General features: G+C 73.6%; 21 protein-coding genes and 1 tRNA gene. 9 read left to right on the top strand and 13 right to left on the bottom strand.

Going from position 1 to position 23,789, the window contains the following annotated elements; genetic code table 11:
* Positions 1-93 precede the first annotated feature (93 nt).
* From K3554_RS13930 to K3554_RS13920, 3 genes are all read right to left on the bottom strand, one after another.
* The gene (locus K3554_RS13930; RefSeq protein ID WP_259941265.1) at positions 94-1,377 is read right to left on the bottom strand and encodes an FAD-binding domain-containing protein; all 1,284 of its coding nucleotides are present in this window, start codon (positions 1,375-1,377) and stop codon (positions 94-96) included.
* A gap of 157 nt (positions 1,378-1,534) precedes the next feature.
* Entirely contained in the window at positions 1,535-2,797 is a 1,263-nt protein-coding gene (gene clpX / locus K3554_RS13925; RefSeq protein WP_259941263.1) for an ATP-dependent Clp protease ATP-binding subunit ClpX, read from the bottom strand.
* Positions 2,798-3,044: 247 nt separating this feature from the next.
* A complete protein-coding gene (locus tag K3554_RS13920) occupies positions 3,045-3,698 on the bottom strand; it encodes an ATP-dependent Clp protease proteolytic subunit (protein WP_259941261.1) in 654 nt (217 codons plus the stop codon).
* A gap of 136 nt (positions 3,699-3,834) precedes the next feature.
* Between K3554_RS13920 and K3554_RS13915 the strand changes: the two genes are divergently transcribed.
* The gene (locus K3554_RS13915; RefSeq protein ID WP_259941259.1) at positions 3,835-4,524 is read left to right on the top strand and encodes a metalloregulator ArsR/SmtB family transcription factor; all 690 of its coding nucleotides are present in this window, start codon (positions 3,835-3,837) and stop codon (positions 4,522-4,524) included.
* Positions 4,525-4,672: 148 nt separating this feature from the next.
* On the opposite strand, the gene K3554_RS13910 is transcribed toward K3554_RS13915, so the two are convergent.
* Genes K3554_RS13910 through xth form a run of 3 tightly spaced genes read right to left on the bottom strand, consistent with a single transcriptional unit; the run spans position 4,673 to position 7,488 of the window.
* Complete coding sequence (locus K3554_RS13910) at positions 4,673-5,677, bottom strand: hypothetical protein (RefSeq protein ID WP_259941257.1); 1,005 nt, start codon at positions 5,675-5,677, stop codon at positions 4,673-4,675.
* The gene (locus K3554_RS13905; protein WP_259941255.1) at positions 5,677-6,699 is read right to left on the bottom strand and encodes an aldo/keto reductase; all 1,023 of its coding nucleotides are present in this window, start codon (positions 6,697-6,699) and stop codon (positions 5,677-5,679) included. Before K3554_RS13905 ends, K3554_RS13910 begins: the two co-directional genes overlap by 1 nt.
* Positions 6,700-7,488 carry an exodeoxyribonuclease III gene (gene xth / locus K3554_RS13900; protein WP_259941252.1) on the bottom strand — a complete coding sequence of 263 codons (789 nt, stop codon included), beginning with the start codon at positions 7,486-7,488 and terminating at the stop codon, positions 6,700-6,702.
* A gap of 146 nt (positions 7,489-7,634) precedes the next feature.
* Between xth and acnA the strand changes: the two genes are divergently transcribed.
* From acnA to K3554_RS13875, 5 genes are all read left to right on the top strand, one after another.
* Positions 7,635-10,427: an aconitate hydratase AcnA gene (acnA, locus tag K3554_RS13895; RefSeq protein WP_259941250.1), complete on the top strand. Its 2,793-nt coding sequence runs from the start codon at positions 7,635-7,637 to the stop codon at positions 10,425-10,427.
* A gap of 209 nt (positions 10,428-10,636) precedes the next feature.
* Positions 10,637-11,311 carry a thioredoxin family protein gene (locus K3554_RS13890; protein ID WP_259941248.1) on the top strand — a complete coding sequence of 225 codons (675 nt, stop codon included), beginning with the start codon at positions 10,637-10,639 and terminating at the stop codon, positions 11,309-11,311.
* A gap of 3 nt (positions 11,312-11,314) precedes the next feature.
* Positions 11,315-12,007 (top strand): HAD family hydrolase, encoded by a 693-nt coding sequence (locus K3554_RS13885; protein ID WP_259941245.1) that lies wholly within the window; start codon positions 11,315-11,317, stop codon positions 12,005-12,007.
* A gap of 54 nt (positions 12,008-12,061) precedes the next feature.
* A complete protein-coding gene (locus K3554_RS13880; RefSeq protein ID WP_259941242.1) occupies positions 12,062-12,658 on the top strand; it encodes a heme NO-binding domain-containing protein in 597 nt (198 codons plus the stop codon).
* Positions 12,655-13,728, top strand: a complete 1,074-nt coding sequence (locus K3554_RS13875) for a GGDEF domain-containing protein (protein WP_259941239.1) — start codon at positions 12,655-12,657, stop codon at positions 13,726-13,728. Before K3554_RS13880 ends, K3554_RS13875 begins: the two co-directional genes overlap by 4 nt.
* A gap of 423 nt (positions 13,729-14,151) precedes the next feature.
* On the opposite strand, the gene K3554_RS13870 is transcribed toward K3554_RS13875, so the two are convergent.
* From K3554_RS13870 to K3554_RS13845, 6 genes are all read right to left on the bottom strand, one after another.
* Positions 14,152-14,226, bottom strand: a tRNA-Glu gene (locus tag K3554_RS13870).
* An 83-nt stretch (positions 14,227-14,309) separates the two neighbouring features.
* Positions 14,310-16,037: a single-stranded-DNA-specific exonuclease RecJ gene (gene recJ, locus K3554_RS13865; protein ID WP_259941238.1), complete on the bottom strand. Its 1,728-nt coding sequence runs from the start codon at positions 16,035-16,037 to the stop codon at positions 14,310-14,312.
* Between the two features lie 43 nt (positions 16,038-16,080).
* Positions 16,081-17,040, bottom strand: a complete 960-nt coding sequence (gene glpX / locus K3554_RS13860; protein ID WP_259941236.1) for a class II fructose-bisphosphatase — start codon at positions 17,038-17,040, stop codon at positions 16,081-16,083.
* 73 nt (positions 17,041-17,113) lie between these two features.
* Entirely contained in the window at positions 17,114-18,145 is a 1,032-nt protein-coding gene (mgrA, locus tag K3554_RS13855) for an L-glyceraldehyde 3-phosphate reductase (protein ID WP_409197356.1), read from the bottom strand.
* 52 nt (positions 18,146-18,197) lie between these two features.
* Positions 18,198-19,484, bottom strand: a complete 1,287-nt coding sequence (locus tag K3554_RS13850; protein ID WP_259941230.1) for a homoserine dehydrogenase — start codon at positions 19,482-19,484, stop codon at positions 18,198-18,200.
* Between the two features lie 70 nt (positions 19,485-19,554).
* On the bottom strand, positions 19,555-19,908 hold the full coding sequence (locus K3554_RS13845; RefSeq protein WP_259941228.1) for a hypothetical protein: 354 nt from the start codon (positions 19,906-19,908) through the stop codon (positions 19,555-19,557).
* A 74-nt stretch (positions 19,909-19,982) separates the two neighbouring features.
* On the opposite strand from K3554_RS13845, the gene K3554_RS13840 reads away from it, so the two are divergent.
* On the top strand, positions 19,983-20,609 hold the full coding sequence (locus K3554_RS13840; protein WP_259941225.1) for a TetR/AcrR family transcriptional regulator: 627 nt from the start codon (positions 19,983-19,985) through the stop codon (positions 20,607-20,609).
* Between the two features lie 40 nt (positions 20,610-20,649).
* Here K3554_RS13840 and glyA read toward each other — a convergent pair whose 3' ends face one another.
* On the bottom strand, positions 20,650-21,945 hold the full coding sequence (gene glyA / locus K3554_RS13835; protein WP_259941222.1) for a serine hydroxymethyltransferase: 1,296 nt from the start codon (positions 21,943-21,945) through the stop codon (positions 20,650-20,652).
* Positions 21,946-22,088: 143 nt separating this feature from the next.
* Here glyA and K3554_RS13830 point away from each other — a divergent pair, with 143 nt between their 5' ends.
* Both K3554_RS13830 and K3554_RS13825 read left to right on the top strand, forming a co-directional pair.
* Positions 22,089-22,856 (top strand): NAD kinase, encoded by a 768-nt coding sequence (locus tag K3554_RS13830; protein WP_259941221.1) that lies wholly within the window; start codon positions 22,089-22,091, stop codon positions 22,854-22,856.
* A 59-nt stretch (positions 22,857-22,915) separates the two neighbouring features.
* Complete coding sequence (locus tag K3554_RS13825; RefSeq protein WP_409197355.1) at positions 22,916-23,758, top strand: cation diffusion facilitator family transporter; 843 nt, start codon at positions 22,916-22,918, stop codon at positions 23,756-23,758.
* The last annotated feature ends 31 nt before the right edge of the window (positions 23,759-23,789 follow it).

Here is a 23,789-nt window from a genome sequence, read left to right as displayed (position 1 = left end):
CGCCGCGCTGTCACCCCCGCCGCGAGGGCGCGGGGCGGCGGGCGCGGGGGGAATGTGGCTTTTGCGTATCGCGCCCGGGGCGCGGGGGCGGGATCAGGCCGCGCCGCGCCCGGCCTCACGCGCCGCGGTCTCCACGAGGGTGGGGATGCGCTCACGGAAGCGGAAGTAGCCCGCCGTGCAGCCCGGCCAGGCGTCGCGGTCCCAGGGGCGCAGCGCACGCACGAGGGGGACGCCGAGGCGCGCCTCGAGCCGGTCGAGCTTCGTGCGCAGCGGCCCGCAGGGGGCGTAGGGCGCGACGACCTGGTCCAGCCGCTCGGCCGCGGCCCAGCGCACCACCGCCTCCACGTCGCCCGTGGCCGCGTCCGCGCGGCGGACGGGCCCGGGGAGCCGGGCGAGCGCGTCGTCGGCCAGCGCCTGCGCGAAGTGGCGCACCCGGTCGGACACCACGAGGGGCGAGCGGTCCTCGGGGGCGATCAGCGCCGCGGCGGCGACGGGGCGCAGACCATCTCGCAGGAGGAAGTCGGGGTGGAGATCGTCCTCGTGCAGGAGGAGGCCCGCGCGCGGGCTGGGCCGCCACGCGCCGCCCTCGGGCACGGGGCTGGGCGCGGGGTTCGCGGGCCCTTCGGAGACGTCCGCGCGGGGGGCGAGGCGGTGGCCGAGGGCCTCGGCGTCGAAACGGCCGCCGGTGTGGCGGGCGATGTTGCCGGCGCGCGCCTGGTACACCTTGCCGGGGGTGTGGAGCCCGCCGACCCAGCGCCAGCTCAGGGTGTTCGAGGCCGGGTCGCCATCGAGCAGGTGGCGCAGGAAGTGGTCGGCGCCCAGCTCCCACGGCAGGCCGAGGGTGTGCATCCAGATCGAGGCGAACCACATGCGGGCGTGGTTGTGCAGGTAGCCGGTCCGCACGATCTCGGCGGCCCAGTGGTCGAACGGCGCGATGCCGGTGCGCCCGTGGCAGGCGTCGTCCCAGGCGCGGCGCAGGCCGGATTCGGTGGCGAGACGGTGGCGGGCGGCCTCCAGCCCGGCGCGGTAGGCGTCCCAGACCGTGGGGCGGCGCTCCAGCCAGCCCTTGAAGTAGGTGCGCCAGCACAACTCGCCCACGGCCTTGGCGGCCGCCTCCGGGCCGTGGCGCGCGACGATGGCGGCGCAGGCCTCGGCCTCGGTCACGGCGCGGTGGCGCAGGTAGGGCGAGAGGGTCGAGACGTGCGGGTGCCCCGGCACGTCGTCGCCGCGGCGCGCGGCGTAGTCCGCGCCGGCGCGCGGCACGAAGGCCGCCAGCCGCGCGAGGCCGGCGGCGCGCGCGGGCGGGAACAGCGGATCGGGCGCGTCGGGGTCGGGGCGAGGGGCGTCCGGCCCGTCGGTTGCGGCAGCGTGGCTCATGGGGTCGAGGTAGGGCCGCGCGCGCCGATTGCGAGGGCGCGCGCACGATTCGAATCCGCGTAAACCCCGGAAACACAACGCAAAAGCGCCTTGCGGACGAGCGAAGGCCCCCGCGGGCGGCGGGGGCCTTGCGATCCGTCCCGCGGGCGGCGCGCCGTCAGGCGGAGGCGTTCTCCTCGGCCTTGTCGGCGTGGATCAGCAGCGGCGCGGCGTCGCGGCGCGCGGCCTCCTCGTTGACGACCACCTCCTCGACGGTCTCCAGCCCCGGCAGGTCGAACATCGTGTCGAGCAGGATGTCCTCCATGATGGAGCGCAGGCCGCGAGCGCCGGTCTTGCGCTCGATGGCGCGCTTGGCGATGGCGCGCAGGGCGTCGTCGGTGAAGGTGAGCTGCACGCCCTCCAACTCGAACAGGCGCTGGTACTGCTTGACCAGGGCGTTCTTGGGCTGGGTGAGGATGGTCACCAGCGCGTCCTCGTCGAGGTCCGTCAGGGTGGCGATCACCGGCAGGCGGCCGACGAACTCGGGGATGAGGCCGAACTTCAGGAGATCCTCGGGCTCGAGCTGCTTGAGGGACTCGCCCACGGTCTGCTCCTCGGGGGCCTTCACCTCGGCGCCGAAGCCCATGGAGGACCCCTTGTTGCGCTGGGCGATGATCCGGTCGAGGCCGGCGAAGGCGCCGCCGCAGACGAACAGGATGTTGGTGGTGTCGACCTGCAGGAACTCCTGCTGGGGATGCTTGCGCCCGCCCTGCGGCGGAACGCTCGCGACCGTGCCCTCCATGATCTTCAGCAGGGCCTGCTGCACGCCCTCGCCCGAGACGTCCCGCGTGATCGAGGGGTTGTCGGACTTGCGGGTGATCTTGTCGACCTCGTCGATGTAGACGATGCCGCGCTGGGCGCGCTCAACGTTGTACTCGGACGCCTGGAGCAGCTTGAGGATGATGTTCTCGACGTCCTCGCCCACGTAGCCCGCCTCGGTCAGCGTGGTCGCGTCGGCCATGGTGAAGGGCACGTCGAGGATGCGCGCCAGCGTCTGGGCCAGCAGCGTCTTGCCGCAGCCCGTGGGGCCGATCAGCATGATGTTCGACTTGGCCAGCTCGATGTCGGACTTCGAGGAGTGGTCGAGGCGCTTGTAGTGGTTGTGCACGGCGACCGAGAGGACGCGCTTGGCGTGCTCCTGGCCGATCACGTAGTCGTCGAGCACCTTGCAGATGTCGCGCGGCGTGGGCGTGCCGTCGGAGGCCTTGAGGCCGGCCTGCTTGGTCTCCTCGCGGATGATGTCCATGCACAGCTCGACGCACTCGTCGCAGATGAACACGGTCGGTCCCGCGATCAGCTTGCGCACCTCGTGCTGCGACTTGCCGCAGAAGCTGCAGTAGAGGGTGTTCTTGCCGTCGCCGCCGGAGTTGCCTTGGGCCATGATCCGCCTCCTCGTCGCCCGCGCTCGGGCAGCGGGACCGGACGTCCCGCCTCGTTGTCGTTGGTGCTCGGGGTCCAAACTACGGGTCCGAGTCCGAGGGCACAATGGCGAAACGCCCCGGCCCGCCCGGCGCCGGCGGAGGTGCCGCAGGGGCGCCGCACCCGGCGGCGAGGGGCCGCCGATGCGCCCGGCGGCCCCCCGCGTGCGATCGTCCGGCGGCCCCCGGAGGGGCCGCGAAGGCGCCGTGCTAGGACTTCGGCAGCTTCTCGGCGTCGGTCTTGGCGGCGGCCTCGGCGCGGTTCTCGACGATCTCGTCGATGTGGCCCCAGTCCTTGGCCTCCTGCGGCGACATGAAGCGGTCGCGCTCGAGGGTGCGCTCGACCTCCTCGTAGTCGTTGCCGGTGTGCTTGACGTAGATGTCGTAGAGCTGCTTGCGGATCTTCTCGGTCTCGCGGGCGTGGATCAGGATGTCGGTGGCCTGGCCCTGGTAGCCGCCCGAGGGCTGGTGGACCATGATCCGGCTGTTGGGGAGCGAGAAGCGCATGCCCTTCTCGCCGGCGACCGAGAGCACCGAGCCCATGGAGGCGGCCTGGCCCACCACCAGCGTCGAGACGGCGGGGCGGATGTACTGCATGGTGTCGTAGATCGACAGGCCCGACGTCACCACGCCGCCGGGGCTGTTGATGTACATCGAGATCTCCTTGGTCGGATTCTCGGCCTCGAGGTGCAGGAGCTGCGCCACCACGAGCTGGCTCATGCCGTCGTGCACGGGGCCGTTCACGAACACGATCCGCTCCTTCAGGAGGCGCGAGAAGATGTCGTAGGCCCGCTCGCCGCGGCTGGTCTGCTCGACCACCATGGGCACGAGGTTGTTCTGGAAGTGGTCGATCGGATCGTGCATGCGGGGGTCCCTTCGGCGGCCCGCGCGGAAGGCGGGGGCCCGTGTCGGAGAGGACAGTATGACCCGCACCGGAGGGGTTCAAGGCGGGGGCGGGCGGGGCGTTGACCGCGCCGCGGGGGCGGCCATAACGTCAGCCATGACTTACGACCGCATCCTCGCCGCCCTGGCCGACCCCACCCGCCGCGCCGTGCTGGACCGCCTGCGCGACGGCCCGCGCCCCGTGGGCCGCATCGCCGAGGGGCTGCCCGTGTCGCGCCCCGCCGTCTCGCAGCACCTCAAGGCGCTTCTGGAGGCGGGGCTGGTGGAGCGCGAGCGGCAGGGCACGCGCAACCTCTATGCGCTGGCGCCGGGCGGCGCGGAGCCGCTGGCCCAGTGGCTCGGCGCGCTCGTGGAGCGGCGGCGCGCGCCCGAGGGCGGCTTGCGCCGCGAGGTGGTGGTGCCGATGCCCGCGCCCGAGGCCTGGGCGATGCTGACCGAGGATCTGAGTCTGTGGTGGCCCGTGGGCCAGGTCTCGCAGTCGGCGATGGGGGCGGGGGCGCTGCCGCAGGCGGTGACGCTGGAGGCGGTGCCGGGCGGGCGCCTGCGCGAGGTGCTGTTCGACGGCACGGAAGGGGTCTGGGCCGAGGTCGAGGAGGCGGGCCCGCGCAAGCTCGCCTTCCGCTGGCGCCTCGGCGTGCCGGGCCGGGTGGAGTGGACGGCGGTGCGCGACCCCGGCGGGGCTCGCGTGGCCGTCGAGCACGACGACGCCGCGGCGGCCTTCATGTGGGACCTGGTGCTGGTGGAGCGCTTCGGCGCCGCAGCGCGGGCGAGCCTGTCGAACTTCTAGGCGGAACACGCCCCGGCCCTGCGCCGGGGCCTCCGGGTGCCGCCTGGGCGAACAGGAAACGCGGGGTGCTTCCCCGGACGGAAGCGCGCCGGTTCACCCACCGTGCCCGATCGATGCCGAGGCCCCGGCGGAGGGCCGGGGCACGGTCCTACCGCTGCGTCCAGAGCTTCTCGCGCTTGAGGCGGTTGCGGACCTGCTGTTCCTTGCGGGGCAGGTCGCCCCGGTCGAACAGGGCGCGGGCGCGCCAGCCCTTGGGCTGGTAGATGAACTTGCGGAACGGATCGTAGCGCTTGAGCACCTTCTTGACCGGGTTCGTCCGGGCCGCCTCCTCCACGCAGGCGATCACATGGTCGGGCGCGGTGGCGTACATCAGCGGCACGTGGCGCCAGTGGAAGGTGTGGGTGCCGTCGAGGATGCCGTCCGCGATGCCGCCGCCCGCGCCGGGGCGCCCGCCGCCCAGCTCGTGGACCGCGAGGGGCAGGGCGGCCTGGTCGAGCCAGGGGTCAAGCGGCTGGCAGGCCAGCTCCGGGATGCCGCCCTCGCCCGCGCCCTCGCGGATCAGGAGGGCGGCGGCCTCGAAGGCCTCGCCGAAGCGGGCCGCGGAGGCGCCGAAGAACCAGCCGGCGTTGAAGTAGAGGTAGCGGCGCCAGTGGCCGTGGGGCCAGGCGCGGTCGAGGCTGGTCTCCAGGTCGAGGCCCCGCGCCGCGTAGAGCGCGGCCCAGACGTCGTGGACGGTGGGGCCGTAGATCTCCTCGGTAGGCCAGGTGTTCTCGCGCTTCATGGAGGCCGAGGGGCGGGCGGGGTCGATGGCCACGTCCGCCAGCTCGCCCGTGACCACGGTGTCGCTGTCGAGGAACAGGAACGGGCGGTCGCCCAAGGCATGGAGCGCCTCGATCTTGTTGCCGTGCGGGTAGGCGGCGCCGAAGTGGCGGCTCTCGAAGGGCACCCACTCGGCGCCGTGGTCGTCCAGCAGCGCGCGCAGCTCGGCATCGTCCACGCGCGGGTCCTCGGGCCAGAGCGGCCCGGGCTGCGGCTCGGCGAGGAGCAGCCGCCCGGACCAGCGCGGGCTGGCGTGGCGCAGCGTAACGGCGAGCAGCGCCGCCTCGAAGGCCAGCCGTCCGCGCTGGGCGACGAGGACGACGTCGAGGTCCATCAGTAGGGGAACGGGTTGGCGCGGTTCGCGTCGTCGATGGCGTCCAAGAGGGCCGGGTCCAGTTCCACGTCCTGCGCCCGCAGCCCGTGCTCGAGCTGCGCGGCCGTGGTCGCCCCGAGGATCGCCGAGCACCGGAACGGCCGGGTCTGCAGCCAGGCCAGCGCCATGTGCACCGGGTCCACCCCGTGCTCCGCGGCGAGGGCGTGGTACACCTCGACCGTGGGCTGGGCGCGCTCGGTCCAGCGGCCGCCGAGGTTCGCGTTGACCGAGCGCCGCGAGTTCGGGGGCACGGCGCCGCCGCGGTACTTGCCCGTCAGCATCCCCGTCGCCAGCGGCGAGAAGGCCAGCATCGTGACCGCCTCGTGGACCATCATCTCGGCGAGGTCGGTGTCGGCGTGGCGGTGCATGAGCGAGTACTCGTTCTGCAGCGACACCGGGCGGGCCGGGCCGTCGCCGGCGAGCCGGATCCACTGGTCCATGCCCCAGGTGCTCTCGTTCGAGAGGCCGAAGCCGCGGATCGTGCCGCGCTCCACCTCGCGCTCCAGCGCGCCCACGCAGTCGGCGACGTCCTGCGCGATCGCGGCCCGCTCGCCCTCGGGGCGGTAGCCCCACATCTTGCGGAACTGGAACGAGCCGCGGTTGGGCCAGTGGAACTGGTAGAGGTCGATCGTCTCGACCCGCAGGCGCTCCAGCGACTCCCGGATCGTCGGCGCGATGGTCTCGGGCGAGATCGGCGCGCCGCCGCGCGCGGGCGAGCCCTCGCCGCTGTGCTTGGTGGCGACCTTCAAACGGCCCGGGTTCTCCGCCAGCCAGCGGCCGCAGATCGCCTCGGTGACGCCCAGGGTCTCCTTGCGGACGGGGTTCACGGGGTAGAGCTCGGCCGTGTCGAGCCAGGTGACGCCCGCGTCCGCCGCCATCGCCATCTGGCGGTGCGCGTCGTCCTCGGGGGTCTGGGTGCCGAAGGTCATGGTGCCGAGCATGATCTCCGAGATCGTGCCGGCCCCGAGGGGGATGTGTCGCATTCAGATGTCCAGGTCGAGCCAGACCGGCACGTGGTCGGACGGCTTGTCGCGCGCCCGCATGTCGGCCTGGATGGTGCAGCCCGTCATGGCGTCGGCCACGGCGGGCGAGAGGAGGAAGTGGTCGATGCGCAGGCCGTGGTTCCGGTCGAACGCGCCGCCCTGGTAGTCCCAGTAGCTGTAGTGGCCCGGCTGGCCCGGGTGGCGCGCGCGGAAGGCCTCCGTGAGCCCGAGGTTCACCAGCCGCCGCCACGCCGCGCGCGTCGGGGGCAGCATGAGGGCGTCGTCCTTCATCACCTGCGGGCGGGCGACGTCGATGTCCTGGGGCAGCACGTTCCAGTCGCCGCACATCAGGAAGGGCGTCTCCTCGGCCAGCAGGGCCTCGGCGCGGGCGTGGAGGCGCTCCATCCAGGCGAGCTTGTAGTCGTACTTCGGCCCCGGCGCCGGGTTGCCGTTGGGCAGGTAGAGGCCGCAGACGCGCACGGCGTCGCGCTCGCCGATCGCCGTCGCCTCGATGTAGCGGGCCTGCTCGTCGGCGTCGTCGCCGGGCAGGCCGAAGGCGACGTCTTCGAGCGGAACCTTCGAGCACAGGGCGACGCCGTTGAACCCCTTCTGGCCGTGGGTGTGGAGCGTGTAGCCCGCGTCCTCCACCAGCGCGCGCGGGAAGGCCTCGTCGGTGGACTTGATCTCCTGGAGCACGGCGAGGTCGGGGGCGTCCTCGTCCCGCAGCCAGCGCTCCAGCCCCTCGGCGCGGGCCTTCACGCCGTTGATGTTCCATGTCGCGATCCGCATGGGGGACGGCTTAGGGGAGGCCCCGCGGGATGTCACGGGGGCGCGGCGGGGGATGGAGCGCGACGTCTGTATGCCGTGGTATGCACTTGCGCGGAGCGTGCTTCTGGGGCATGGGGGCGCCAACCCCCCTCGACCCGGAGATCCCCATGACGATCCAAGTCGGAACCGACACCGCGAAGACCCGCCGCACCCTCGACGTGGGCGGCCAGTCCTACGCCTACTACTCGCTCGATGCCGCCACCGAGGCAGGCCTCGGCGACTTCGCCAGGCTGCCCGCGGCCCTCAAGGTGGTGCTGGAGAACATCCTGCGCTTCGAGGACGGCGGCGCCACCGTGTCCGTGGACGACGTGAAGGCCTTCGCGAAGTGGGCGGAGGCGGGCGGCAAGAACCCGATCGAGATCGCCTACCGCCCGGCGCGCGTGCTGATGCAGGACTTCACCGGCGTGCCCGCGGTCGTCGACCTCGCGGCCATGCGCGACGGCATCAAGGGGCTGGGGGGCGATCCGCAGAAGATCAACCCGCTTAACCCCGTGGACCTCGTGATCGACCACTCGGTGATGATCGACGAGTTCGGCAACCCGCGCGCGTTCCAGATGAACGTGGACCGCGAGTACGAGCGCAACATCGAGCGCTACCAGTTCCTGAAGTGGGGCCAGCACGCGTTCCAGAACTTCCGCGTGGTGCCCCCCGGCACCGGCATCTGCCACCAGGTGAACCTCGAGTACCTCAGCCAGACCGTCTGGACCGACCGGGATCAGAGCGGCGCCGAGGTGGCCTACCCCGACACGCTGGTGGGCACCGACAGCCACACCACCATGGTCAACGGCGCCGCCGTGCTCGGCTGGGGCGTGGGCGGCATCGAGGCCGAGGCCGCGATGCTGGGTCAGCCCGTCTCGATGCTGATCCCCGAGGTCGTGGGCTTCGAGCTGACGGGCCGCATGCTTGAGGGCACCACTGGCACCGACCTCGTGCTGAAGGTCGTCGAGATGCTGCGCGCCAAGGGCGTGGTCGGCAAGTTCGTGGAGTTCTTCGGCGAGGGACTGGACCACCTGCCGCTGGCTGACCGCGCCACCATCGGCAACATGGCGCCCGAGTACGGCGCCACCTGCGGCTTCTTCCCCGTGGACGCCGAGACCCTGCGCTACCTGGAGATGACGGGCCGCGACAAGGACCGCATCGCGCTGGTGGAGGCCTACGCCAAGGCCAACGGCATGTGGCGCGGCGCGGACTACCGCCCCGTCTACACCGACACGCTGCACCTCGACATGGGCACCATCGTGCCCGCCATCTCCGGCCCGAAGCGCCCGCAGGACTTCATCGCGCTGGATGGGGCCGCCAAGGCGTTCGGCCAGTACGTGAAGGGCATCCGCAACGGCAAGGACACCTCGGCCAACGCCGAGATCCGCTGGGAGGGCGAGGGCGGCGCACCCGAGCCGGTCGACATCCCCGGCGACGAGGGCTTCCACGCCCGCGGCTTCATCCACGGCGGCGACGCCGACCGGAACCAGGTGCACGACGGCACCATCGTGATCGCCTCGATCACGTCCTGCACCAACACGTCCAATCCTTACGTCATGATCGGCGCCGGCCTCGTGGCCCGCAAGGCGCGCGAGCGGGGGCTGACCCGCAAGCCGTGGGTCAAGACCTCGCTGGCGCCCGGCTCCCAGGTCGTCTCGCACTATCTGGAGGCCGCCGGCCTGCAGGAGGACCTCGACGCGCTGGGCTTCAACCTCGTGGGCTACGGCTGCACCACCTGCATCGGCAACTCCGGCCCGCTGCTGCCCGAGATCTCGAAGGCCATCAACGACAACGACGTGATCGCCACCTCGGTGCTGTCGGGCAACCGCAACTTCGAGGGACGCATCAGCCCGGACGTGCGCGCCAACTACCTCGCCTCGCCCCCGCTCGTGGTGGCCTACGCGCTGGTGGGCGACATGAACGTCGACATCACGAAGGAGCCGCTGGGCCAGGACCGCGACGGCAACGACGTGTTCCTGAAGGACATCTGGCCCGAGGCCTCGGAGATCGCCGAGCTGGTCGAGCGCACCGTCACCCGCGCCGCCTTCCAGGAGAAGTACGCCGACGTCTTCAAGGGCGACGAGAAGTGGCAGTCGGTCGAGGTGCCCCAGCAGGAGACCTACGACTGGCCCGCCGGCTCCACCTACGTGCAGAACCCGCCCTACTTCCAGGGCATGGACCCGAACCCCGGCGCCATCGAGGACGTGCGCGGCGCGCGCGTGCTGGGGCTCTTCGGCGACATGATCACCACCGACCACATCTCGCCCGCGGGCTCCTTCAAGGAGACCTCGCCCGCCGGGCAGTACCTGCTCGAGCGGCAGGTGCCGGTGCGCGAGTTCAACTCGTACGGCTCGCGCCGCGGCAATCATCAGGTGATGATGCGCGGCACCTTCGCCAACATCCGCATCCGCAACGAGATGCTCGATGGCGTGGAGGGGGGCTACACCCTCGGGCCGGACGGCAAGCAGACGTCGATCTTCGACGCCGCGATGGCCTGGCAGGAGCAGGGCACCCCGCTCGTGATCTTCGCGGGCGAGCAGTACGGCGCAGGGTCCTCGCGCGATTGGGCCGCCAAGGGCACGGCGCTGCTGGGCGTCAAGGCGGTGATCGCCGAGTCGTTCGAGCGCATCCACCGCTCCAACCTCGTGGGCATGGGCGTGATCCCGTTCGAGTTCACCGGCGGCGACACCCGCACGTCGCTCGGGCTCAAGGGCGACGAGCAGGTCACCATCGAGGGGCTGGCCGACGTGAAGCCCCTGCAGGAGGTCGAGGCCCGCATCACGATGGGCGACGGCACCGAGAAGCGCATCACGCTCAAGTGCCGGATCGATACCGCGGTGGAGATCGACTACATCAAGAACGGCGGCGTGCTGCACTACGTGCTGCGCAACCTCGCGCAGCAGCCCATGGCGGCCGAGTAGCGCGAGGGGGCCGGCTCCCCTCCGGGGGCCGGCGCCGCATGTCGCACCGGACGGGGCCCCGCGGGGCCCCGTTCGCGTTCGGGGGGCTTCGCACGATACGGGGGCGGTGGGTCGCCCGCGCCGCGGTCACGCATCGTTGACGCGGCCCGCGCTGGCGCAGCGGGGGTGGGGGGCGTAGGTCGAGGGGGCACACAGCCCATGCAGGTCCCATGCGTCTCGTCGCCCTCGCCGCCTTCGCCCTCTCCGCCACCCAGGCGGCCGCCGACCCGGTCGTGGTCGAGCTGTTCACGTCGCAGGGCTGCTCGTCCTGCCCGCCCGCCGACGCGATGCTGGGCCAGCTGACGGAGCGGCGCGACGTGCTGCCGCTGTCGCTCCACGTGGACTACTGGGACTGGATCGGCTGGCCCGACACCTTCGCCGTGCCCGCCCATGCCGAGCGCCAGCGCGGCTACGCGGCGGGCGTGGGGTCGAGCGTGCTCTACACGCCGCAGTTCGTGGTGGGCGGCTCGGGGATCGTGGCGGGCGCCAAGGGCATGGCGCTGGCCGACACCGTGCAGGCGCATCTGGCCGCACCGCGCGAGGTGCTGGAGATCGAGGGCGACACGCTGGTGATGCAGGCCGCGGGCCAGCCCGCCGAGCTGGTCATGGTGGAGGTCGAGCCCCTGCGCCGCGTCGCCGTGCCCCGCGGCGAGAACGCCGGGCGCGAGCTGGTCTACCACAACATCGTGCGCGCGTGGACGCCGATGGGCTCCTGGGACGGCGCCGCGGGCCGCCGCGCCCTGCCGCCCGCCTCGGAGCCGGACCGCATGCGCGTGGTGCTGGCGCAGCGCATGGGCGCCGACGGCCGCCCCGGCGCGATCCTCGGCGCCGCCGCGGACCGCTAGGCAATGCCCGGTCCGATCCGCGCGGTGCTGTTCGACAAGGACGGCACGCTCACCGACTTCCGCGCCACCTGGGAGGGATGGGTCGCCGCCCTCGTGCGCGACCTGGCGCTGGAGGCCGGCGTGCCCGCCGCTGCGCTGCGCGCCGCCCTCGGGCTGGACGACGCGGGCCGCCTGCGTGCCGACGCCCTGTTCGTGACCGCGCCGTTCCCGGTGACGCTGGCCGCCCTCGCCGAGGCCGCCGCGCATGAGCCCGCGCGCCTGCGCCGCTGGCTCAGGGCCCGCCCCGGCCCCGCGCGGCAGGTGCCCGTGGGCGAGCCGGCGCGGCTCCTCGCCGCTCTCCGCTCCACCGGGCTTTCGCTGGGCGTGCTGACCAACGCCGACCGCGTCTCGGCGCGCGAGGACCTGGAGGCGATGGGGGCATGGCCCCATCTCGACGCGCTGGTGGCGGCCGACGACGGCCACGGCGCCAAGCCCGAACCCGCCGGCGCGCTGCACTTCGCCGCCCAGGCGGGGCTCGATCCGGCCGAGGTGCTCCTGGTCGGCGACGGGCTGGCGGACCTCCAGGCGGCACGCGGCGCGGGCATGCCCTTCGCGGGCGTGCTGACGGGCACGCGGGGGCCGCACGAGTTCCCGGGCGCGGCAGCGGTGCTCGCGGACGTCCACGCGCTGCCCGACTGGCTCGCCGGCCGCCCTTAACCCGATCGCAATCCTTGCCTGCGATGTCCGCCCCGAACGGAGCGGGGTGCGGGCGTGCACGGGATCATCTGCAAGACGGTCGAGACGTTCCTCGTCTCGCGCCACGGCGAGCGGCGGTGGGACGAGATCCTCCGCGCCGCCGGCACGGACGTTCGCAGCTTCGAGACGGTGCGCGTCTACGATGCCGCGCTGCTGCCCCGCATCCTCGCCGCCGCCTCCGGGACGCTGGGCGTGCCCGTGCGCCTCCTGCTCGAGGACATGGGCCATTGGCTCTGCGTCCACCCCCCGCTGGAGCCCGTGCGCCGCTTGTTCCGCTTCTCGGGCACTACCTTCGAGGAGATGCTGTTCGGCCTCCACGAGGTGCGCGCGCGGGCGCGCATGGCGCTGCCCGACCTCGACATGCCCGCGCTCTCGCTCGCGGACCGGGGCGGGGGCACCTACCGCGTGATCTCTCGCTGGCATCAGCCCGGCGCGGCGGCGGTGGTGATGGGCATCCTGCGCGCCATGGCCGACGACTACGGCGCGCTCGCGCTCGTGACCTTCGAGCGCGGCGCGCAGGAGGGTGCGCTCTGGCGGGAGTGCATCTCGGTGCAGCTCCTCGCGGCGGAGCATCAGCCCCCCCGCAGCTTCAGCCTCGGGGGCGCCGCATGACCGACGCCGTTCCCCTGTCGCCCGAGGCGCTGGACCTCCTGATGCCCATGCACCTGCGCTACGACGCGGGCGGACGGATCGTCCACGCGGGGCCGGGGCTGGAGCGGATCGCCGGCCCGCTGTGCGACCGCGCTCTCGCTCGCGTGGTGCGCCTGCGCCGTCCCCGCGCGGCGGCCACGCCCGCCGTGCTGGGCGAGCATGCGGGGCGCCGCCTCGTGGTCGACCTCGCCACGCCGGTGCCGGGCGAGGACGGCGCGCCGCGGCAACGGATGCGCGCGGTCGCGGTTCCTCTGGGCAGTGGGGGCGGCGTGCTGCAGCTCGCGCTCGGCGCGGACCTCGCGCCGGCGGTCGGGCGCCATGCGCTCTCGGCGTCGGACTTCTCGCCCGTCGATCCGGTGCTCGACATTCTCTACCTGCTGGAGGCGCAGTCGCTCGTGCGCGGCGAGATGCGCAAGCTGGCCACGCGGCTCGACCGGTCGCTGCGGCTGGCCGAACGGGAGGCCGTCACCGACGGCCTGACCGGCCTCGCCAACCGCCGCGCGATGGACCGCCGTCTCGGCGCGCTCGCCGCCTCGGGCGCGGAGCCGTTCGGCGTGATGCATCTGGACCTCGACCACTTCAAGACCGTCAACGACACGCTCGGCCACGCCGCGGGCGACGCCGTGCTCGCCGAGGTCGCGGCGGTGCTGCGCCGCGAGACGCGCAGGGGCGACCTGCTCGCGCGGGTGGGGGGGGACGAGTTCGTGGTCGTGTTCCCCGACTGCGCCGACCGGGAGCTGCTCGCCGGCATCGCGCGGCGCATCCTCGCCGGCCTCGCACGCCCGATCCCGTTCGACGGGCGGGAATGCCGGGTCTCGGGCAGCATCGGCATCGCGCTGTCCGGGGACTACGCCGCCCCGGAGCCCGAGGCGCTGCTCGCCGATGCCGACGCGGCCCTCTACCGCTCGAAGCGGGCAGGGCGCGCGCGCTACGCCTTCCACCGCGGCGGCGAGCCCGTCGCGCACGATCCCGCCGCCGCGCTGCCCCCGCCCGTCCGCCGGACCACGGACGCGAACCGGCCGCCGGCCTGACCGGGCGGCGTAGGGAGGCCCGAAGCCGAAGGTTCCAATAGGGATGCGCGAGCCACGATGGCGGAGGGACGGGGCGGCTTCGACGGTGCTCCTCGTACCGGCAAAGCGGATGGTGTGAACCGTGGCACGGCACCCGGATTGTGGCATGGACGGCGCCCGGGCGGTCGATGCGACGGCGACCCGGAGCGCAGTACGAGGGCCACCTAGGCTGATAGCGTGGATCGCGCCGCGCAGGGTCCCGAACGGGGGGCGAACGTCCGCCGATCCTCCCGAGACGGGGCGCGGGCGACCGCTGATCGCCTCTGCGGTCGGACCGGCCACGTCCGCCCCGATCGAGACGTTCGGGCGAATGGACTCCAAGGCATCCAGACGCACCACGGCGCCGGAGATCACGACGACGCATCGGTAATGCGAGGGGAACCGTGGCAGCCCGTAGGGGAATCGAACCCCTCTTTCCAGGTTGAAAACCTGGCGTCCTAACCGATAGACGAACGGGCCGCGCTTGGTGGGGCGGGGATAGGAAATCGCCCCCGGGGGTGCAAGCGGTTTTTCGGGGGGTCGCGCGGCGGAAATCGCGGGCGTCAGCCGCTCGCGGGCGCGGCGTCGTCGAGCTTGAGCTGAACCGTCTCGCGGCCCTGCCAGCGGTTGATCTCGAGCCGGCCGGCGACGTGGAGGGGACGGCCCTCGGCGGCCAGCGCATGGAGCGCGGGGGCCGCGCGGAAGGCGATGGCGTCGAGGCGGATGCGCCCGTCGGCGAAGGTGATCTTGAGGTGGCCCTCGCCCACGGGGCGCGAGGCGGCGACCCGCAGGTCGGGCAGCGCGAAGCGCGGGGCGGGGGCGCCCTGGCCGAAGGGGCCGGCACGCTCCAGCATCGCCACGAGGTCGGGCGTGGCGGCGCCGGGCATCAGCGTGCCGTCGATGCGCAAGCTGCCCGGCTCGCCCAGTCCCGCGCCTTGGCGCGCCACCAGCTCGCCGAGGCGCTCCATCGCGGCTTCCAGCTTCGCGCGCTCCACCGTGAGGCCCGCGGCCATGCGGTGCCCGCCGCCCTTCACCAGGAGGCCCTCGGCCGCCAGCCGCTGCACGGCGGCCCCGATGTCCACGCCCGCGACCGAGCGCACCGAGCCCTGGCCCAGCCCGTCCTCGCGCAGGCCGATCACCACCGCGGGGCGGTGGGTCGCGTCCTTGAGGCGCGAGGCGACGATGCCCACCACGCCCGGGTGCCAGCCCTCGCCGGCGGCCCAGGCGAGGGGGCCGCCGCGCGCCTCCGCCTGCGCGCGGGCATCGTCACCGATGCGCGCCTCGATGGCGCGGCGCTCGCGGTTCAGATCGTCCAGCCGGGCGGCGAGGGCGGCGGCCTCGGCCTCGTCGTCGGTGGACAGCAGGCGCGCGCCGAGGTCGGCGGCGCCCACGCGGCCGCCCGCGTTGATGCGGGGGCCCAACAGGTAGCCGAGGTGATAGCTCGACGGCGGCCCGTCCATGCGCGCGACGTCGGCCAAGGCCCGCAGGCCGGGGCGCGCGCGGCGGCCCATCACCGCGAGACCCTGGCGCACCAGCGCGCGGTTCACGCCCGTGAGGGGGGCCACGTCAGCGACCGTGGCCAGCGCCACGAGGTCGAGCATCGCCATGAGATCGGGCACGGCGGCTCCCGCCGCGCGCCGCTGACGGTTCGCTTCCACGAGGCACAGGAACACGACGGCGGCGGCGCAGAGGTGCGAGAGCGCGCCGTCCTCGTCCTGGCGGTTCGGGTTCACGACCGCATGGGCGCGGGGCAGGGTCTCGGCCCCGAGGTGGTGGTCGAGCACCAGCACGTCCGCCGCCGCCGCCGCCTCCAGCGCCTCGAAGCTGACCGTTCCGCAGTCGACGCAGACCACGAGGTCGTGCGCCTCGGCCAGCCGCGCCATGGCGGGCGGGTTGGGGCCGTAGCCCTCGTCGATGCGGTCGGGGACGTAGAGCGTGGCGCGATGGCCCAGCCCCCGCAGCCACCACTGGATCAGCGCCGCCGAGGCGCCGCCGTCCACGTCGTAGTCGGCGAACACGGCGATGCGCTCGCGGCGCTCGGCGGCATGGGCCAGACGGGCGGCGGCGCGCTCCATGTCGCGCAAGCTGCGGGGGTCGGGCAGCAGGGCGCGCAGGGTGGGGGCGAGGAACGCCTCGGCGGCATCGGGCAGCACGCCCCGGCGCGCGAGGTGCTGGGCGAGGGCGAGCGGGTGACCCGCCTGGGCCAGCGCCTCGGCCAGCCGCTCGGCCTCGGCGTCCGGGCCGATCCAGGCGCGATCGTTCGCGGAACGTGTGACCCCGAGATAGCTCATCGCCGCCCCATGCCCCGGCGGGGCGGGGCGGCGCAAGGCGGGCTCAGGTCGGGTTGCGGTAGGTCATGCGCCGCACCGAGCCGGTCTTGGAGCGCATCAGGATCGTCTCGGCGGTCAGGAAGCCCGGCTCGCGGCGGATGCCGGCCAGGATCGAGCCGTCGGTGACGCCGGTGGCGGCGAAGATCACGTCCTCGGTCACCATGTCGTCGCGGGTGTAGACCCGGTCGAAGTTGGTGATGCCGGCCTTCTCGGCACGGCCCCGCTCGTCGTCGTTGCGGAAGGTGAGGCGGCCGAACATCTGGCCGCCCATGCACTTGAGGGCCGCTGCGGCCAGCACCCCCTCGGGCGCGCCGCCCGAGCCCATGTACATGTCGATGCCCGTGGTCTCGGCCTCGGCGCAGTGGATCACGCCGGCCACGTCGCCGTCGGTGATCAGGCGAATGGCGCAGCCCGTGGTGCGCAGCTCGGCGATCATCTCCTCGTGGCGCGGGCGCTCAAGGACGCAGACGGTGATGTCCTCGGTGGAGCAGCCCTTGGCGGCCGACAGCGCGCTGACGCGCTCGGCCGGCGACATGTCCATGGTCACCACGCCGCGGCGGTAGCCGGGGCCGATGGCCAGCTTGTCCATGTAGACGTCGGGCGCGTGGAGGAGCGTGCCGCGCGGGGCCATGGCGATTACGCACAGGGCGTTGGGCATGTCCTTGGCGGTGAGGGTGGTGCCCTCCAGCGGGTCGAGCGCGATGTCGACCTCGGGGCCGGAGCCGGAGCCCACCTCCTCGCCGATGTAGAGCATGGGCGCCTCGTCACGCTCGCCCTCGCCGATCACCACGGTGCCGCGGATGTCGAGGAGGTTGAGCTGATCGCGCATGGCGTTCACGGCGGCCTGGTCGGCGGCCTTCTCGTCGCCGCGCCCGATCAGGCGGGCCGAGGCGAGGGCGGCCGCCTCGGAGACGCGGGCCAGCCCCAGCGACAGCATGCGGTCGTTGAAGTCGTGCTTGGGCATGGGGGCGGTCTCCGGACGTTGGGTCAGGGGCGGAGTAGCCCGCCCCCGCCCCCCGGGGAACCCTCCGTTTGCGCTAAACCCCTTCCGAGGACTTCGCCCAGAGGTTCAGCGCGGCGTCGTCCGAGGCCTTCTCGATGGCCGCGAGCTCGCCTTCGGTGAACTCGAGGTTCGCCGCCGCGCCCGCGCAGTCCACGATCTGCGAGGGCTTCGACGCGCCGATCAGGGCCGAGGTCACGCGCCCGCCGCGCAGCACCCAGGCGATGGCCATCTGCGCCAGGGTCTGGCCCCGCGCCTCGGCCACCGCGTTCAAGCGGTTCAGCCGCGCGACCACGTCGTCTGTGACCATCGCCGGGTCCAGCGACTTGCCTTGCGTCGCCCGCCCCTCGGAGGGGATGCCGTTCAGGTAGCGCCCCGTCAGGATGCCCTGGGCCAGCGGCGTGAAGGCGATGCATCCCATTCCCTCGTCCTCGAGGGTGTCGAGCAATCCGTCGCGCTCCACCCAGCGGTTCAGGAGGTTGTAGGACGGCTGGTGGATCAGGCAGGGCGTGCCCAGCTCGCGCAGGATGCGCACGGCCTCGCGGGTGCGCTCGGAGTTGTAGGACGAGATGCCCGCATAGAGCGCGCGGCCGGAACGGACGATGAAGTCCAGCGCGCCCATCGTCTCCTCCAGCGGCGTGTCCGGGTCGAAGCGGTGGGAGTAGAAGATGTCCACGTAGTCGAGGCCCATGCGGCGCAGCGAGGCGTCGCAGCTCTGCACGAGGTACTTGCGGCTGCCCCACTCGCCGTAGGGACCGGCGTGCATCTCGTAGCCCGCCTTGGAGGAGATCACGAGTTCCTCGCGCCAGCCGGCGAGGTCGGTGCGGAGGATCTCGCCGAAGGCCTCCTCGGCCGATCCCGGGGGCGGGCCGTAGTTGTTGGCGAGGTCGAAGTGGGTGATGCCGTGGTCGAAGGCGGTGCGGCAGAGCGCGCGCTTGGTCGCGTGCGGCGTGTCCTCGCCGAAGTTGTGCCACAGGCCCAGCGACACGGCGGGCAGTTTGAGCCCCGAGCGCCCGACGCGGCGGTAGGGCATGGCGTCGTAGCGGGACTCGGCGGGGCGGTAGGGGATGCGATCTCTCATGCGGCGGACCTAGCGCGCCCGCCGCATCCGGTCGAGCCGCCTAGTCGCCGAGGATCTGCAGCGCCACCGGGTCGCCCGCCACCACGCCGGTGCCCGCCATGCCGCGCAGCGCCTCGGCCAGGGCGGCGGGCGTGCAGGGATGGGTCACGATCAGCACGGGCGCCTCGGGGCCGGGGTGGTCGTACTGGCGCATGCGGTCGATCGAGATGCCCGCCTCGCCCAGCACCGTCGCCACCCGCGCCAGCGCGCCCGGCTCGTCGCGCAGGGCCATCCGCAGGTAGTGCGCGCAAGGCGTCGCGGCGGGCGCGCGGGGCGCCGACGCGAGCCCCGCGGCGGGCTGCCCGAAGGGCGGGGGCACGGTGCCGCGGGCGATGTCGCAGACGTCGCCCATCACCGCGCTCGCGGTCGGCCCCTCGCCGGCGCCGGCGCCGCGCAGCACGATCTGGCCCACGGCGTCGCCCTCGATCACCACCATGTTGGTGGCGCCCTCGAGCTGGCCCAGCGGCGAGGCGGCGGGCACGAGGGTGGGGCGCATGGACTGTTCGATGCCCTCGGGCGTGGCGCAGGCCACCCCGAGGAGCTTGATGCGGTAGCCCATGTCCCCGGCGCGGCGGATGTCGTCGATCGAGATGCGCTCGATGCCCTGCAGCTCCACGCCCCCGAAGTCCACGCGGCTGCCGAAGGCGATGGCCGATAGGATCGCCAGCTTGTGGCCCGCGTCGATGCCGCCCACGTCGAGGGTCGGGTCGGCCTCCAGGTAGCCCAGCGCGCGGGCCTCCTCGAACACCTCGGCGTAGGCGAGCCCCTCGGCCTCCATGCGGGTGAGGATGTAGTTGCAGGTGCCGTTCATGACCCCCATCACGCGGGCGACGGCGTTGCCCGCCATGCCCTCCAGCAGGGCCTTCACGCAGGGAATGCCGCCGGCCACGGCGGCCTCGAAGCGCAGCGCGGCGCCGTTCGCCTCGGCCAGTTCCGCCAGCGCCTGGCCGTGGATGGCCAGCATCGCCTTGTTGGCGGTGACCACGGGCTTGCCGGCCGAGAGAGCGGCCTCGGTGGCGGCCTTGGCGGGGCCGTCGGCGCCGCCCATCAGCTCCACAAACAGGTCCACGTCGTCCCGGCGGGCGAGGGCGACGGGGTCGTCCTCCCAAGCGTAGCCCGAGATGTCGATGCCGCGATCGCGGTCGCGGGTCCGGGCCGACACCGCAGCGATCTCGACCGGGCGCCCGATGCGGGCCTCCAGCATGGCGCGGTGCGCCTCGACGATGCGCACCACGCCCACGCCCACGGTTCCGAGGCCGGCGATGCCGAGGCGGAGGGGGGTGGTCATGGGCGCGCTCCTCTTGGGGTCGCGGCCTGCTATCGCGGGGGGGCGCCGCACGCAACGGCGCGGCGGCGGGTCAGACGGGCACGGCGCGCAGGGCCTCGGCCCGCTCGCGCAGGCGCCGTCCGCGGGCATCCAGGTCAGCCTCCGCGGGCGCGGGCACGGTGCGGGCGCGCAGGCGCCGGCCCTCCGCGCGCAGGGCGTCCAGCCCCGGCGCGGGGACGCGCGCGGCGCGCAGCCGGGCGCCCCGCGCCTCCAGCTCCGCCGCGGCGGGGGCGGCGCGCGACGGGCGCTCGGCCTCGGCCAGCAGCGTGCCGAGGGGCACCAGCACGGGGTAGGGCTCGCGCCGCGCCGCCTCGGAGATCGCGCCCTCCACGGGCGGCAGCTCCGCGCAGGCGGCGAGCACGAGGAGGAGGGCGAGGGCGCGCATGGCCGATCCTTAGGCGCGGGGCGCGCGCGCGGCAACGCGCTTGGAACTGAACGGACGTTCAGTTAATTCGGGGCATGGCCAGACCCCAGGGCAGCGATGCGGGCGTGACGGGGCCGCGGGTGCGCGCCGCGGCGGAGCGCCTGTTCGCGCGCCACGGCTATGCCGCCGTCTCCATGCGCGCCATCGCCTCCGAGGTCGGGATCGGCGCGGGTGCGCTCTACCACTACACCCCCGACAAGCAGGCGCTGCTGTTCGACATGATGCGCGAGCACCTCGACGCGTTGCTGGGCGCATGGGCCGAGGCCGACCCCGGGGGCGATCCGGTGGCGCGCCTCGACGCCTGGGCACGGTTCCACGTGGGCTTCCACCTCGACCGGCCCGAGGCGGTGGTCGTGGCCTATGGTGAGCTGCGCAACCTCGCGCCCGGCAACTTCGCCGTCATCGAGCGCCTGCGCCGCCGCTACGAGGCGGTGCCCGAAGCGATCCTGCGCGCGGGCGCGGAGGCGGGGCTCATGCGGGTGCCCGACATCCATCTCGCGGCGATGGGGTTGATCGCGATGCTGACCGGCGTGAACACCTGGTTCCGGGCCGGGGGGCGGCTCGCGCGCGGCGAGGTGGAGCGCATCCACGCCCGCATGGCGCTGGCCTCCGTCGGCGCGCGAGATCTTCGCGAAGATCTCGTCGGAGCGGAGCCTTCGTGAAGGCTCCGCCGCGCACTCTTCGCGAAGAGTGCGCCCCCGCTCAGAGGTCGGGGTAGATCGGGAACCGCGCGGTCAGCTCGGCCACTTTCGCGCGCACCGATGCCTCCACCTCCGCGTTGCCCTCGGCCCCGTTCGCGGCCAGTCCGTCGACCACCTCGCAGATCAGCGCGGCCACGGTGCGGAACTCGTCCTCGCCGAAGCCGCGCGTGGTGCCCGCCGGCGTGCCGAGCCGCACGCCCGAAGTAACGGTCGGCTTCTCGTCGTCGAAGGGGATGCCGTTCTTGTTGCAGGTGATGTGCGCGCGGCCCAGAGCGGCCTCGGTCTCGTTGCCCTTCACGCCCTTGGGCCGCAGATCGACCAGCATCAGATGCGTGTCGGTGCCGCCCGTGACGATGTCGAGCCCGCCGGCCATCAGCCCCTCGGCCAGCGCCACGGCGTTGGCGACGACCAAGCCTTGGTAGTCCCGGAAGCCGGGCTGCAGCGCCTCGCCGAAGGCCACGGCCTTGGCGGCGATCACGTGCATGAGGGGGCCGCCCTGGATGCCCGGGAAGATCGCCGAGTTCACCTTCTTGGCGACCGCCTCGTCGTCCGTCAGGATCATGCCGCCGCGCGGGCCGCGCAGGGTCTTGTGGGTGGTCGTCGTGGCGACGTGCGCGTGGGGGAAGGGCGAGGGGTAGTGCCCCGACGCCACCAGCCCCGCGAAGTGCGCCATGTCCACCAGGAGCCAGGCCCCCACGGAATCGGCGATCTCGCGCATGCGGGCGAAGTCGATGATGCGCGGGATGGCCGAGCCGCCGGCGATGATCATCTTGGGCTGGTGCTCGGTGGCGAGCGCCTGGACCTGTTCGTAGTCGAGCCGCATGTCCTCGCGGCGCACGCCGTACTGAACGGCGTTGAACCACTTGCCCGACTGGTTCGGGCGCGCGCCGTGGGTCAGGTGCCCGCCCGCATCGAGCGACATGCCGAGGATGGTGTCGCCCGGCTTCAGGAGAGCGGTGAACACGCCCTGGTTGGCCTGGGAGCCGGAGTTGGGCTGCACGTTGGCGAAGCCGCAGCCGAACAACTCCCTGGCCCGCGCGATGGCCAGCTCCTCGGCCACGTCCACGTACTGGCAGCCGCCGTAGTAACGCCGGCCCGGATAGCCTTCGGCGTACTTGTTGGTCATCACGCCGCCCTGCGCCTCCATCACGGCGCGGCTGACGATGTTCTCGGAGGCGATCAGCTCGATCTCGTCGCGCTGGCGCCCGAGTTCCTGCTCGGTGGCGCGGGCGATCTTGGGGTCGGTCTCGGCGAGGCCGCGGGTGAAGAAGCCGGCGTCGCGGTGGGGGGCGTTCATGGGCGGGTCCTCCTCGGGTTGCGCGGCCCATACACGGGGCGGGCCGAGGCGTGAAGCGCGCATTGCGGCGCAGGGGGCCGCGACGCTTGCCTTTCTCGGCGCCCGCGGCCCACGGTGCGACCGAGCCGCCACCCGGAGAGCCCATGCGCGACGCGCCCAGAATCGCCTTCCTGGCCTCCGACGCGCCCGACGCGCAGGCGGCGCTGGACACCCTCGCGGCGCGCTACGGGCAGCACGCGCCCGAGGCGGCGGACGTGATCGTGGCCCTCGGCGGCGACGGGTTCATGCTGCACACGCTCCACGCGACCCAAGGCCTCGACGCCCCGACATACGGAATGAACCGCGGCACCGTGGGGTTCCTGATGAACGGCTACGGCGAGGACGACCTGCTCTGGCGCCTGGCTGCCGCCGAGGAGGCGGTCACCAACCCGCTCCGAATGACGGCCACGCGCACCTCCGGCGAGGTGGTCGAGGCGCTGGCGATCAACGAGGTCTCGATGCTGCGCGCCGGCCCCCAGGCCGCGCGGCTGCGGATCGTGGTGGACGGGCGGGTGCGCATGGAGGAGCTGGTCTGCGACGGCGCCCTCGTGGCCACGCCCGCCGGGTCGACCGCCTACAACTACTCGGCGCACGGGCCCATCCTGCCCATCGGCGCGGGCGTGCTGGCGCTCACGGCGATGGCCGCGTTCCGGCCCCGGCGCTGGCGCGGCGCGCTGCTGCCGCAGTCGGCGCGCGTGCGCTTCGACGTGCTCGACCCCGCGAAGCGCCCGATGATGGCCGAGGCCGACTCCCGGGCCGTGCAGGACGTGGTGCGCGTCGAGGTGCGGTCCGACGAGAGCGTGTGCCACCGCCTCCTGTTCGATCCCGGCCACGGGCTCGACGAGCGGCTGCTGCGCGAGCAGTTCACCTGAGCGGGAGCGCCGCCGCCGCCGCGAACCGGATCGCCGCATGGTCGATCGCGGTAGCGCTGCTGGTGCTGGCGCTGAAGGCCGCGGCCTTCGCGCTGACGGGCTCGGTCGCGCTGCTGTCGGACGCGGCCGAGAGCGTGGTCAACGTCGGCACGGCGCTCGCCACGTGGTGGGCGCTGCGCGTCGCGGCGCGGCCGCCCGACGACCGCCACCCCTGGGGGCACCACAAGGCCGAGGTCGTGGCCGCCGTGGGGGTCGGGGTCCTGATCGTGCTCTCGGCGCTCCTGATCCTTCGCGAGGCGTGGGAGGCGGCGCGCGCGCCCCTACCGCTGGTCGCGCCGTGGGACGGCATCGCGGTGAACGCCGCGGCGGGGGCGGTGAACGGGCTGTGGTGCCTCGTGCTGTTCCGCGCCGCCCGCGCCGCGCGCTCGCCCGCGCTGCGCGCCGACGCGCGCCATCTGCTCGCCGACGTCGCCTCCTCGGCCGGGGTCACGGCCGGCGTGGCGCTGGCCGCGGTGCTCGGGCGCGGCTGGATCGACCCGGCCCTGGCCGCGTTGGTGGCGCTCAACATCCTGTGGTCGGGCTGGCGCGTCCTCGCCGAGTCGCTGGCCGGGCTGATGGACGAGGCGGTGCCCGAGGATCTGCGCGCCCGCCTAGAGGCGGCGATCGCGGAGGCCGGCGCGGGCGCGGTGCAGGCCCACGACCTGCGCACCCGCCACGCGGGGGCGGCCGCCTTCATGGAGTTCCACCTCGTGGTGCCCGGCGACTGGACCGTGGCGCGCGCCCACGCCCTGTGCGACCGCATCGAGGCGGCGCTGCGGGCCGAGGCGCCCGAGCTGCGCGTCACGATCCACGTCGAGCCCGAGCACAAGGCCAAGGCCCCCGAGGACGCCATCGTGATCTGACGGCGCGGCGGCGGTTGCCCCCCGGCCCGCC

This window comes from Jannaschia sp. W003 (assembly GCF_025144335.1).
Taxonomy (GTDB): domain Bacteria; phylum Pseudomonadota; class Alphaproteobacteria; order Rhodobacterales; family Rhodobacteraceae; genus Jannaschia.
This window is presented reverse-complemented; position numbering and strand designations above follow the sequence as displayed.